The organism is Dietzia sp. CW19 (assembly GCF_014145265.1).
Classification (GTDB): Bacteria; Actinomycetota; Actinomycetes; order Mycobacteriales; family Mycobacteriaceae; genus Dietzia; species Dietzia natronolimnaea.
Window position 1 is genome coordinate 1,323 of record NZ_JAALEE010000427.1, and the last position, 12,123, is coordinate 13,445.

A 12,123-nucleotide genomic window follows, 5' to 3' on the forward strand; every position below is an offset into this window, starting at 1 on the left:
GCCACCACCAGCGGACCCGCGCACGATCCGCGCCCGGCTTCGTCGACCCCGGCGACCGGGCCGAGGCCGCGCCGTCCCAGGGCCGCCTCGAGTGCCAGCCGTCCGTCACGCCGGGTCACCCTGACCCGGCCCGGTCGGACCGGGCTCACCCCGCGTTGATGTCCGGCGAGGGGACGGACCCGATCCGGTTGAACGGGAGGATGATGGCCTGCACCTTGCCGATGATGTTCCCCCCGGGGACGGTGCCCTGGAACTCGTCGCCCATGTGGTAGCGGGAGTCGGCGGAATTGCCCCGGTTGTCACCCATCACCCAGTAGTTGCCCTCCGGAACGGTGACCGGGCCGAACGCGCAGTTGAGTGGGTTGCGTTCGAGTGCGGGCTCCGCGTTGAGGTACGGCTCGTCCAGGGGCTCCCCGTCCACGAGGAGGCCGCCGTCCGGAGAGCACCCGCCCACGGTCTGTCCGCCCACGGCGACCACGCGCTTGACCATGTCGTTCTGGTCGGGCGGGACGATGCCGATGACCCCTCCGATGTCCTGCAGGGTCCGTATCACCGGGTTGTCCGAACGGATGGACTGGTATCCCTGGTTCCAGGAATCCGGCCCCTCGAACACCACGACGTCCCCGGGCTGCGGATCGCCGAACCGGTACGAGATCTTGTCCACGAAGATCCGGTCACCCGTGCAGCCGGCACACCCGTGCAGCGTGGGCTCCATCGACTCCGACGGGATCTGGTAGACCCGCCCGACGAAGGTCTGGAAGACGAACACCAGCACCAGGGCGATCACCACCAGCAGGGGGATCTCGATGTACCAGGGCTGGCCCTTCTTCCCGGTGGTCCGCGCGTCGCGTCGGCCTCCACCCACGCCTCGAGCCGGGTCCCCGTCTTCTCGGGGGCCCGGCTCGGAGGGGTTCTGTCCAGGTGATTCGGTGCTGCTCACCCGGACGAGCGTAGTCGATCGGCCACCGCACACGGCGGCCGAGTCCGACCCGCTCTACGCGCTCAGCGCTTCTCCTTGATCTTCGCGGCCTTGCCGCGGAGGTTGCGGAGGTAGTACAGCTTGGCGCGACGGACGTCTCCGCGGGTCAGGACGTCGATGTGGTCGATGGTGGGCGAGTGCACCGGGAAGGTGCGCTCGACGCCGACGCCGAAGGAGACCTTGCGGACGGTGAAGGTCTCCCGGACGCCACCGCCCTGGCGGCGGATCACGACACCCTTGAAGACCTGGACGCGCTCCTTGGAGCCCTCGATGACCTTGACGTGCACGTCGAGCGTGTCGCCGGGGCGGAACGCCGGGATGTCGTCGCGGAGTGACTTGTTGTCGATGAAGTCGAGAGTGTTCATTGTGTTCCTCGGATGTCAGGAATTGAGGACAGAGGACCCTGGCGCCCGCCTCCCGGCGGGACGACCGGTTCGTGCCCGGATCAGCGCGACCGTCCGCGGACGCACGGATGCGCCCGGATGATCAACCTCGCTAGTGTGCCATTGTCGGCCCGCCCGCCCCAAATCAGCCCGCGCGGGGCGTCCAGCCGACGGAGGCGAGCGTCTCCAGGTCCGCCGGACGGAGATCTGCGCCGTCGAGCAGCTCAGGTCGGCGCTGCGCGGTGCGTCGTAGTGACTCGTCTCGCCGCCACCGCGCGATCTTCGCGTGGTCGCCGCTCCTGAGCACCGCGGGAACCGGCCGTCCCCGCCACTCCTCGGGTCGGGTGTAGCTCGGCCCCTCGAGGAGCCCGTCGGAGAAGGAGTCCTCCTCATGGCTGCGCTGGTTGCCCAGGACTCCCGGCAGGAGCCTGACGACGGCCTCCGCCATCACCAGGACCGCCACCTCTCCCCCGATGAGCACGTAGTCGCCGATGCTCACCTCTTCCACGTCCATCCGTGTGGAGGCCTCGTCGATCACCCGCTGGTCGATCCCCTCGTATCTGCCGCATGCGAAGAGCAGGTGACCGCGACGGGCGTACCGGTGGGCGTCGTCCTGGGTGAAGGGCCGGCCGGCGGGAGTGGGCACGATGAGGAGAGACCGTTCTGCGGAGTCGTCCGCGGGCGGGGGTACCAGCTCGTCGAGAGCCTCACCCCAGACCGTCGGCCTCATGACCATGCCGGGGCCCCCACCGAACGGGGTGTCGTCGACGGACCGGTGCACGTCGTGGGCCCACGCACGGAGGTCGTGGACCTCGAGATCCAGGATTCCGCGATCGATGGCCCGCCCGGGCAGCGCCAGACGGAGCGGGGCGAGATAGTCCGGGAACGCGGTGACGACGTCGAGCCGGAGTCGCGGAGCGGGAACCGTGTCGTCGGTCCCCGTCACGAGGTCCCCAGATCGAGTAGTCCCTCCGGTGGGTCGATGACGCACGTGCCGGCACCGAGGTCCACCTCGGGCACGATCCGGGTGACGAACGGCACGAGCGCGTCCGCACCGTTCGCGAGGCGCACCGCGAGCAGTTCCCCACCCGGCGTGTGGACTACCTCGGTGACCTCACCGAGTTCTGCCCCACCGGTGTCGAGGGCCCGCAGGCCCACCAGTTGGTGGTCATGGAACTCGTCCGGATCCCCGGTCTCCGGCAACGCCTCAGAGTCCACGAGCAGGAGCATCCCGCGCAACTCGTCGGCGGAGTTGCGGTCCGAGACGCCCTCCAGGCGCACGAGAAGCCGCCCGGAATGATCCCGGGCGGCTTCTACGGTGACCTCTCGGTCCGTGACGTTGTTCCCCTTGCCGGTGCGGCCCAGCAGGCGCTCGCCCACCGCGAAACGGTCACGGGGCGAGTCGGTCCGCACATCCACCACCAGCTCACCGCGGACTCCGTGGGATTTGACGACGCGGCCCACGACGAGTTCCATGGTGTCCTTCCGGTGCGGGTGGGTTCCGAGTGGGACTAGCGGTCGGTGTCGACCACGTCGACCCGCACGTCCGGCCCGCCGACGGCGGAGACGATCGTCCGGATCGCGGAGGCGGTACGGCCGCCGCGGCCGATGACGCGTCCGAGGTCCTCGGGCGACACGGTCACGCGGATCACCGTGCCGCGCCGACCGCCGCTCGACCTGACGGACACCGCGTCGGGATCCGACACGATGCCGCGGACGAGATGGTCGACGGCGTCGACGACCATGTCACTCATCGGACTCAGGCCTCGGCGTTCTCGGCGTCGGGCGACCCGGCCTCGGCGGACTCGGCCTCGGAGGCCTCGGCGGCGGCCTTCTTCGCGTCGTCCTCGGCCTTCTTCGCCTCTTCGGCCTTCTTGGCCTTCTCGGCCTTGCGCTTGGTGGTGATGGCCTCGGCGGACGGCTCGCCCTGGGCCTCCTCGAGCGCCTTGTTGAACAGCTCCAGCTTGCTGGGCTTGGGCTCGGCGACCCGGAGGGTGCCCTCGGTGCCCTCGAGGCCCTTGAACTTCTGCCAGTCGCCGGTGATCTTGAGGAGCGCCTCGACGGCCTCGGTGGGCAGGGCGCCCACGCCGAGCCAGTACTGCGCACGCTCGGAGTCGATCTGGATGAAGCTCGGCTCCTCCTTGGGGCGGTAGAGCCCGATCGTCTCGATGGCGCGTCCGTCGCGGCGGGTGCGGGCGTCGGCCACGACCACCCGGTACTGCGGGTTACGGATCTTGCCGAGGCGGGTGAGCTTGATCTTGACGGCCATGTGGCGTCTCGCTTTCTCTTGCGGGTCACGTGGCGATTCAGCGACTCCCGCACCTGTTGCGGGGCCCGGTTTCGCCTTCCGGGTGACCGCCGTTCGGCGCGGGCACCCGTTCGCGACCAGCACGACGGGACCCACCGGTGACGGCGTCCAGCGCACCAGTCTAAACGCCCCGCCACCGCTGGTACCAATCGGTGCCCGCGCGGCCGACCGGGTCAGCGCTTGGGGAACTTCAGGTCGTTCAGATCGATGCCCTCGAGTCCCGGGGGGAGCTTGTCGAGTCCGGGCGGCATCTGGGACAGATCCGGCATCCCTCCGGGGGGCATCCCCGGCATCCCCGGCATCCCCGGAGGCATCCCCGGCATCCCACCGGGCATCATTCCCCTGTTCTTGGGCTGGGTCGGCCCGCGGCCCTTGCCCTTGCCCTTCTTGCCCTTGCGCTGGTTCTTCCGGCCGGCTCCGGGCATGCCCATCTGACCCGCCATGCGGCTCATCATCTTGCGGGCCTCGAAGAACCGGTCCACCAGCTGGTTGACGTCGGTGACCGTGACACCGGAACCCTTGGCGATGCGCTGGCGGCGGGATCCGTTGATGATCTTCGGATCGGCACGCTCCTCCGGCGTCATCCCCCGGATGATCGCCTGGATACGGTCCAGGTACTTCTCGTCGATGTCGCCGACGGCCGCCTTCATCTCCTTGCCCCCGGGCAACATTCCCAGCAGGTTTCCGATGGGGCCCATCTTGCGGATCATCAGCATCTGGTCGAGGAAGTCCTCGAGCGTGAGCTCCCCCGAGCCGATCTTGGCCGCGGTCTTCTCCGCGTCCTTGGCGTCGAAGACGGTCTCGGCCTGCTCGATGAGCGAGAGCACGTCGCCCATGCCGAGGATCCGGCTCGACATGCGGTCGGGGTGGAAGACGTCGAAGTCCTCGAGCTTCTCGCCGTCGGAGGCGAACATGATCGGGGTGCCGGTGAGCTCACGGACGCTCAGCGCGGCGCCGCCACGGGCGTCGCCGTCGAGCTTGGTCAGGACGACGCCGGTGAAGCCGACCCCCTCGCGGAAGGCCTCCGCGGTCATCACCGCGTCCTGGCCGATCATCGCGTCGAGGACGAAGAAGGTCTCGTCCGGCTGGACCGCGTCACGGATGCCCCTGGCCTGGGCCATGAGCTCCTCGTCGATACCCAACCGGCCGGCGGTGTCGACGATCACGACGTCGTGCATCTTGGCACGGGCGTGCGCGAGGCCCCGCTGGGCCACGGCCACCGGCTCCTGCACGCCGACGACCTCGCCGTCTCCCCCGACGGACGTGCCGGGATGGGGTGCGAAGACCTGCACGCCCGCGCGCTCGCCGACGATCCGGAGCTGGTCGACCGCACCCGGCCGCTGCAGGTCGCACGCGACGAGGAGCGGGGTGTGACCCTGGCCCTTGAGCCAGTACGCGAGCTTTCCCGCCAGAGTGGTCTTACCCGCACCCTGCAGACCGGCGAGCATGATCACCGTCGGGGGTTGCTTGGCGAACTCGATGCGCCGCGCCTGGCCACCCAGGATCGCGGTGAGTTCGGCGTCGACGATCTTGACGACCTGCTGCGCGGGGTTGAGGGCCTCGGACACCTCGGATCCCTTGGCCCGTTCCTTGACGCGCGAGATGAACGTGCGCACGACGGGAAGGGCGACGTCCGCCTCGAGCAGCGCCAGGCGGATCTCGCGCGCCGTCGCGTCGATGTCGGCGTCGCTGAGCCGCCCCTTCCCGCGCAGGTCCTTGAGCGCACCTGCCAGGCGATCGGACAAGGAATCGAACACGGCTACAGCTCCCTGGGTCGCGGGCCGGGGGCGTGGTGGCCCCGGCGTCGTCGACGACGACTGCTCACAGGGTATCGGCACGCCCCACGCCGGGCGTGGCGGGATCGCGCCGGGGAAGCAGCGACTCCACCTCCGTGGCCGTGCTGAGCACCGCTCCGGGGCCGGACAGGGCGAAGACGTCCTCGACCGCGGCGCCGCGGGTCCGCACCACGACCCAGTCGATCCTCGCCCCCTTGCCCAGGATCGACGCGATGACCTTGGCGAACAACCCCGGTCTGTCCTCGGCCCGCACCTCGAGCAGGATGCCGTCGGCATCCGTCCGTCGATTGACCAGGACCGAGGACCTGGCCTGGGGCGGTCCGATCAGGCGGGAGGCGTTGCGTGCGAGCGCGGCCCTCAGCGAGGCCGACACCCCGGAGTCTACCGCCCGGCGCAGGTCCTGGCGGAGGACCTTCGGGTCGACGGGGTCGCCGAAACGGGTGGACACCGTCATCCTCGCGCGTACCCCACCGGGTGGGCGCAGGTCGATCTCCGCGTCGACGATCTCCAGCCGGTGCGCGGCGAGGACCTCGGCCGTCACCGCGAGGGACTTGCCCGAGCCCGGGACCACGAGGGTGATCTCGTGATTGGTCCCCGTCCCGGCGGGGCGCAGGTCCACCACGACGTCGGGGGGGCCGTGCGGCCGGGTGGCGTCGACGGTCGGCGCCTCCACCGCGCCGGGTTGCGACCCCATCCGGTCCCGGCACGCATCGACCAGCATCGCGTGTGCCCTGGCCCTGCCCGGGGTCCAGACCGTCGGCCCTGTGGCCAGCGAATCGGCCTCGGTGAGCGTGGCGAGCACGTCGAAGGCGGTCGCGTCCCGGTCGAGCGTGGCCAGCACGGAGTCGGCCGTCGCCGGGTCCGAGGGGTCACGCCTGGTCGCGGTCACGGCCAGCAGCAGGTGGTGCCGGACGATCCGGACCAGGGTGTCGACGTCGTCGGGATCGAGCCCCATCCGTCGCACGATGGGGCCGACCATCTCGGCGCCCGTCTCGCTGTGGTCGCCCTCGCGACTCTTGCCGAGGTCGTGCAGCAGCGCAGACAGCAGGAGCAGATCTGCGCGCGCGACCGAGGTGGTCAGCCGGGAGGCCTCCACCGCGGTCTGGACCAGGTGACGATCGACGGTGTAGACGTGAGCCCGGTCCCTGGCGGGCAGATCCCTCACCTCTGACCACTCGGGGATCATCCGCTCCCACAACCCGCTCCGATCCAACGCCTCGACGACCGGCACCTGGCCCTCACCGGAGCCCAGCAGGACGAGGAGGTCCGAGAGCGCCTCGGCGGGCCACCGACCCTCGGGGACCGGCGAACGCTCCACCAGTACCCCGAGCGTCGAACCGGCCACGGGGAGCCCGAACCGGGCCGCCGCCGCCGCCACCCGTAGTGGGAGCCACGGGTCCTCGGTGACACGGGCGTTCCTCGCGAGTGCCACCTCACCGGCGTGCTCCACCACGCCGTCGTCGAGTGGTCTGCGGACCGGCGATCTGCGCAGCAGCCCGGTCAGACCGCGGGAGGACAGCGACGCGCACGAGCCCCGGATGGCCTGATCCGCGGTGAACGCGATGGTCCGGGAGGCGTCACTGAGCGCACGGGCGAGGTCGAAGCGATCGCCCAGCCCGAGCGCCAGCCCCACCTCGTCCCCGTACTCGGCGTGCAGTACCTCCCGGGGCCGCCCGCTCACCCGGTGGAGCTCCGTCCGCGCGTCGAGCACGAGCCGGTGCGCGGCCGTCAGCCCTCCGGGGACGACCGGGCGCCCGTCACTGAGGTGTGCGACCGCGAGCGCGGTGACCAACTGTGAATCCCGCAGGCCGCCCACGCCGTTCTTGAGATCGGGTTCACTCCGGTGCGCGATCACGCCGGACCGCTGACGCCGGGCCACGGCGGCGGCCACGAGATCGTCGAACCGGGAGGCGATCTGGTCACGCCACTGGCGCCGGGCGCCGTCGACCACGAGCGCGCCCAGGTCCGCGTCCCCGGCGATCACCCGGGCGTCCAGCAGACTCAATCCCACCGAGACGTCCGCAGCCGCCACCGCGAGACACTGGTCCACGGTCCGGACACTGTGATCCAGGCCCACGCCCGAGTCCCACAGGGGGTACCACATGGCGTCGGCGAGTTCACCGACGTCGCGGTCGGGTCGTCGCTCGTGCACCAGCACCAGGTCGAGGTCGGAGTACGGGAGCACCTCGCGCCGGCCGAGCCCGCCGAAGGCCACGAGGGCGAACCCGGACCCCGGTCCGATCCCGGCCTCCTCCGCGAGCCGTCCGAGTTCCATCTCGTACAACTCGCACAGTGCGTCCCGCAGGTGCGCCGCGGGGAGGTCGGCCGTCGCGGCCGAGAGGATCTGCTCGCGTCCGTCCCGCAGCGCCATGGCCCGCTCACCGTCCCCCGTCAGGCTCACGTCGTCCCTCTTTCCCTCATGAGTGTGTCTCCAGACTGTCGGCCCCGTGTCACCTCGTGGCGGCCACGGTGTTTCGCTTCTGTGAACGCCTGTGCACCCCCACCGAGATCGACGGTGAGGCAGGGGGAATGACTGAGAAACGCGGTCGACCCCGGGTCCGGGGTCGACCGCGCCTCGTGGTGTCGTCGATCAGATCGCGGCGTCGCCCGCCTCGCCCGTGCGGACCCGGACGATGCTCTCGACGTGGGTCACCCAGACCTTGCCGTCGCCGATCTTCCCGGTTCGCGCGGCATCCACGACCAGCTGGACGACCGTGTCGGCGGTCTCGTCGTCGACGACCACCTCGACCCTGATCTTGGGGACGAAGTCCACGGCGTACTCAGCACCGCGATAGACCTCGGTGTGACCCTTCTGGCGGCCGTAACCCTGGACCTCACTGATGGTGAGACCGTGGATTCCCGCCTGTTCGAGTGCTGCCTTGACGTCGTCGAGCGTGAACGGCTTGACGATCGCGGTGACGAGCTTCATGTCAGGGGTTCCTTTCGCAGATGTCGGCTCAACGGATGAGCGCGTTGGTGGAGGCCTCGTACGCGGACTCCGCGTGCTCGGCGCCGTCGATACCGGACTGCTCGTCCGTCTCGTTGATGCGCCATCCCAGCGGGCGGCAGATCACGTAGGCGATCGCGGTCATGATGGCGGTGAAGACGAGCGCCGCCACGGCGATCACGATCTGGACCACGAGCAGCTTCCACCCGTCCGCCGAGTAGAACACGCCGGCATCGGTGTCGAAGGTGCCGGTGGCCAGGAGGCCGATGGCGATGGTGCCCCAGAGACCCGCCACGAGGTGGACGCCCACGACGTCGAGCGAGTCGTCGTAGCCGAAGCGGTGCTTGAGTCCCACGGCGAGGGCACACAGGGCGCCGGACACGGCACCGAGGGCGATCGCGCCGAGGGGGTGGACCGATCCCGCGGCCGGGGTGATGGCGACCAGACCGGCGACGACGCCCGAGGCCGCACCGAGGCTGGTCGGATGACCGTCCCTGATCCGCTCGGTGAGGAGCCAGCCGAGCATCGCGGCGGCCGTGGCGACGGTGGTGTTGATCCAGGCCAGGCCTGCGGCACCGTTGGCACCGAACGCCGAACCGGCGTTGAAGCCGAACCAGCCGAACCACAGCAGACCGGCGCCGAGCATGACGACCGGGAGGCTGTGGGGCCGGAACGCGGTGCGGCCGAAGTCGTAACGCTTGCCGATCAGCAGGACGAGGACCAGCGCCGCCATACCGGCGTTGATGTGGACGACCGTGCCACCGGCGAAGTCGACCGGGGCCACTGCCGCGGTGAGACCGCCCTCACCGTCGTCGACGGTGCCGAAGATCATCGAGGCGAGGCTGTTCTCCGAATGCGAGAGGAGCCCGCCGCCCCAGACCATGTGGGCCATGGGGAAGTAGGCCAGCGTGACCCACACGGCGGCGAAGGTCAGCCAGGTACCGAACTTCACGCGCTCGGCGATGGCTCCCGAGATGAGGGCGACGGTGATGATCGCGAAGGTGACCTGGAAGCCCACGTCGACGACCTGCGGGTAGGCGCCCGATGCGGACGTCACCCAGTTGTCGGCGTCGCCGATCACCCCGGCGAGACCGAACATCTCGAAGGGGTTCGCGAAGAGACCGAGCACGTCCTGCTCGCCGTAGGACATCGACCAGCCCCACAGCACGTAGACGATCCCGACGACCCCCATCGCGCTGAACGACATCATCATCATGTTGAGCACTGACTTCTGGCGGGACATCCCGCCGTAGAACATCGCCAGTGCGGGCGTCATGAGCAGGACCAGGGATGCCGCCATGAGCATCCAGGCCGTGTCTCCCGCATCGATCTCCGTTGTCGCCTCCTGGGCGAGCAACAAGACACTGTCACCTCTCACGGTGAGGTCCTCCTCGTCTCCATGGTGAGCGTTTGTCACTCACTCTCGGTTCAGAAGAATTCCTTTCCGCTGTTTCGGTCGATGCGCGGGCGTGTTTCCGGTCTGTAACGTGGCCGGCCCTGTGGTTCCGATCGTGTGTCCTGGGTACCCGCGCGTCCTAGGTCCCGAGCAGGGCGTCGACGAAGGCGTCCGCCGTGAAGGGCGCCAGATCGTCGGCTCCCTCGCCCAGTCCGACGAGCTTGACCGGGACCCCGAGTTCGTGTTGGACCTGGAAGACGATGCCGCCCTTGGCGGTGCCGTCGAGCTTGGTCAGCACCACTCCGGTGATGTCGACGACCTCCTTGAACACGCGCGCCTGCATGAGGCCGTTCTGCCCCGTCGTCGCGTCGATCACCAGCAGCACCTCGTCGACCGGGGTCTTCTTCTCCACGACCCGCTTGACCTTTCCGAGCTCGTCCATGAGCCCGGTCTTGGTGTGGAGGCGGCCGGCGGTGTCCACCAGGACCGCGTCCACCCCGGTCTCGACACCCCGGGCGACCGCGTCGAACGCCACCGACGCGGGGTCCGCGCCCTCCTTGCCCCGCACGACCTCCGCTCCGACCCGTTCGGCCCAGGTCTGGAGCTGGTCGGCGGCCGCTGCGCGGAAGGTGTCGGCGGCACCGAGCAGGATGTGGCGTCCGTCCGCCACCAGGACGCGGGCGAGTTTGCCGGTGGTGGTGGTCTTGCCGGTGCCGTTGACCCCGACGACGAGGATCACGGCGGGGGTGCCGTTGTTCGGCAGCGCACGAAGCGAGCGGTCGTACTCGGGGTGGAGGTTGTCCACGAGGGCCTGCCGCAACAGGCCCCGGACCTCGGCCTCCGTGCGGATCTGCCTGGTCGCGATGTCCTCACGCAGGCGGTCGACGACGCGCTGGGTGACCGTGGTGCCCAGGTCCGCCATGATCAGCGTGTCCTCGATCTCCTCCCACGCGTCCTCGTCGAGATCACCTGCGCCCAGGAGCCCGAGCAGCCCCTGACCCACGGCGCCCTGGGAGCGCGCCAGCCGACCGCGGAGGCGGTCCAGGCGCCCCTCGGACGGGTCGATCCGCTCGACGGGGGCGACCGGGGAGGGGGCCCCGGTGATCAGCTCGGTCGTGGGGACCGGGACCTCCTCGTCCGGGACCTCCGGCGGTACCACCACCGGTTCGACGGGCGCGGGTTCCACGACGACCGTGTCGTCGCTCGGACCGGGTTCGGTGTCCGGCTCGGGCACGACCGGCGTCTCGACCGACCGGGGGGTCTCGACCGTGTCGGCCGGGCGGGGTGTGTCGACGGGGCGGGGTGTCTCGACGGGGCGGGGTGTCTCGACCGACCGGGACGTCTCGCGCGGCAGGGGTTCCCTCGGGGGTGCCGCGGTGGCGGTCCCGCCCGCCTCGGTGAACGAGAAACCCGTCCCCGCCTGGTAGTTGCCGGAGCGTTCCTCACGGGTGAGTTCCCTGCGCTCCTCCGGCCTGCTCAGCGAGATCTGTCGCTTCTTGCGCAGCTGCAGGCCCACGACCAGCGCGAGCACGGCGAGCAACAGGACGGCGACGACGGCGATGATGATCCAGGTGGTGTTCACGGTGCCCAGTATGGACGACGACCCCCGTCCTCATCCCGGCCCCGGGCGGCGTGGGCGGACCTAGACTGGCGCGCGTTCCCGTAAGGAGGTGTCCGCGCGTGACCGAGGTCGCTGCCCCGCACGTCCCGGTCAGGGCCCGGAGGCCACACCTCCGGCGCGCCCCTGCGTTTCCCACCTGGGCCGCCAAGACGGTCATGGCCGTGACGGGCCTGGTCTTCACCTCGTTCGTCGTGGTGCACATGATCGGCAACCTCAAGGTGTTCGGCGGCGCGGCCGGTTTCGACGGTTACGCCGAGTGGCTGCGGACGCTGCTGCACCCCCTGGTGCCGCACGAGGGGGTGCTGTGGGCCCTGCGGGTGGTGCTGGTGCTGAGCCTGGTGGCACACGTCGGGTGCTCGGTGGTGCTCGCGCGACGGTCCCGGGCGTCAGCGGGTCCTCGTCGTCGCCGCACCGGACTGACCGCCGCGTCCTTCGGCGCGCGATCCATGATGCTGACCGGCATCGTGATGCTGCTGTTCGTGGTCTTCCACGTCCTGGACATGACCACCGGCACACCGCCGGCCGCCAGCGACTCGTTCGTCCCCGGTTCGGCGTACGCGAACCTCGTGGCCAGCCTCGCCAGGCCCTGGGTGGCCGCGTTCTACGGGTTCACCATGGTCCTGCTGGCGGTGCACGTCGCGCACGGCGTCTGCACGGCGGCGGGCGATCTCGGGGTGACGGGCATCCGGAGCC

The 12,123-nt window shown here is 70.2% G+C and carries 12 protein-coding genes and 1 pseudogene; 1 reads left to right on the plus strand and 12 read right to left on the minus strand.

Going from position 1 to position 12,123, the window contains the following annotated elements; genetic code table 11:
• From G6021_RS17925 to ftsY, 12 genes and pseudogenes are all read right to left on the minus strand, one after another.
• Nucleotides 1-149: pseudogene (locus tag G6021_RS17925) on the minus strand (ribonuclease HII); the annotation flags it as partial.
• Complete coding sequence (lepB, locus tag G6021_RS12635) at nucleotides 146-865, minus strand: signal peptidase I (protein ID WP_347238967.1); 720 nt, start codon at nucleotides 863-865, stop codon at nucleotides 146-148. The gene lepB and the pseudogene G6021_RS17925, both read right to left, overlap by 4 nt.
• 137 nt (nucleotides 866-1,002) lie before the next feature.
• On the minus strand, nucleotides 1,003-1,344 hold the full coding sequence (gene rplS, locus G6021_RS12640; RefSeq protein ID WP_017836979.1) for a 50S ribosomal protein L19: 342 nt from the start codon (nucleotides 1,342-1,344) through the stop codon (nucleotides 1,003-1,005).
• 163 nt (nucleotides 1,345-1,507) lie between these two features.
• Nucleotides 1,508-2,308 (minus strand): tRNA (guanosine(37)-N1)-methyltransferase TrmD, encoded by an 801-nt coding sequence (trmD, locus tag G6021_RS12645; RefSeq protein WP_179525469.1) that lies wholly within the window; start codon nucleotides 2,306-2,308, stop codon nucleotides 1,508-1,510.
• Nucleotides 2,305-2,838: a ribosome maturation factor RimM gene (gene rimM, locus G6021_RS12650; protein ID WP_182641440.1), complete on the minus strand. Its 534-nt coding sequence runs from the start codon at nucleotides 2,836-2,838 to the stop codon at nucleotides 2,305-2,307. The genes trmD and rimM overlap by 4 nt, the downstream gene beginning before the upstream one ends.
• A 35-nt stretch (nucleotides 2,839-2,873) precedes the next feature.
• Nucleotides 2,874-3,116 (minus strand): RNA-binding protein, encoded by a 243-nt coding sequence (locus G6021_RS12655; RefSeq protein ID WP_179525471.1) that lies wholly within the window; start codon nucleotides 3,114-3,116, stop codon nucleotides 2,874-2,876.
• A 5-nt stretch (nucleotides 3,117-3,121) separates the two neighbouring features.
• Nucleotides 3,122-3,631, minus strand: a complete 510-nt coding sequence (gene rpsP, locus G6021_RS12660; protein ID WP_182639169.1) for a 30S ribosomal protein S16 — start codon at nucleotides 3,629-3,631, stop codon at nucleotides 3,122-3,124.
• Nucleotides 3,632-3,843: 212 nt separating this feature from the next.
• Complete coding sequence (ffh, locus tag G6021_RS12665; RefSeq protein WP_182641441.1) at nucleotides 3,844-5,427, minus strand: signal recognition particle protein; 1,584 nt, start codon at nucleotides 5,425-5,427, stop codon at nucleotides 3,844-3,846.
• 64 nt (nucleotides 5,428-5,491) lie between these two features.
• Complete coding sequence (locus G6021_RS12670) at nucleotides 5,492-7,867, minus strand: [protein-PII] uridylyltransferase (protein ID WP_182639171.1); 2,376 nt, start codon at nucleotides 7,865-7,867, stop codon at nucleotides 5,492-5,494.
• A 189-nt stretch (nucleotides 7,868-8,056) separates the two neighbouring features.
• The gene (locus G6021_RS12675; RefSeq protein ID WP_095716792.1) at nucleotides 8,057-8,395 is read right to left on the minus strand and encodes a P-II family nitrogen regulator; all 339 of its coding nucleotides are present in this window, start codon (nucleotides 8,393-8,395) and stop codon (nucleotides 8,057-8,059) included.
• Between the two features lie 28 nt (nucleotides 8,396-8,423).
• Nucleotides 8,424-9,791 (minus strand): ammonium transporter, encoded by a 1,368-nt coding sequence (locus tag G6021_RS12680; RefSeq protein ID WP_347237810.1) that lies wholly within the window; start codon nucleotides 9,789-9,791, stop codon nucleotides 8,424-8,426.
• A gap of 157 nt (nucleotides 9,792-9,948) precedes the next feature.
• Entirely contained in the window at nucleotides 9,949-11,391 is a 1,443-nt protein-coding gene (gene ftsY, locus G6021_RS12685) for a signal recognition particle-docking protein FtsY (protein WP_182610324.1), read from the minus strand.
• Nucleotides 11,392-11,489: 98 nt separating this feature from the next.
• Between ftsY and G6021_RS12690 the strand changes: the two genes are divergently transcribed.
• A partial coding sequence (locus G6021_RS12690) for a succinate dehydrogenase cytochrome b subunit (protein WP_182641442.1) occupies nucleotides 11,490-12,123 on the plus strand: 634 nt, incomplete at its 3' end.

Excerpts from the sequence above, each read along its gene's own strand:
- rplS (WP_017836979.1), bottom strand. The coding sequence starts at position 1,344 with ATGAACACTCTCGACTTCATCGACAACAAGTCACTCCGCGACGACATC.
- rimM (WP_182641440.1), bottom strand. The coding sequence starts at position 2,838 with ATGGAACTCGTCGTGGGCCGCGTCGTCAAATCCCACGGAGTCCGCGGT.
- G6021_RS12655 (WP_179525471.1), bottom strand. The coding sequence starts at position 3,116 with ATGAGTGACATGGTCGTCGACGCCGTCGACCATCTCGTCCGCGGCATC.
- rpsP (WP_182639169.1), bottom strand. The coding sequence starts at position 3,631 with ATGGCCGTCAAGATCAAGCTCACCCGCCTCGGCAAGATCCGTAACCCG.
- G6021_RS12675 (WP_095716792.1), bottom strand. The coding sequence starts at position 8,395 with ATGAAGCTCGTCACCGCGATCGTCAAGCCGTTCACGCTCGACGACGTC.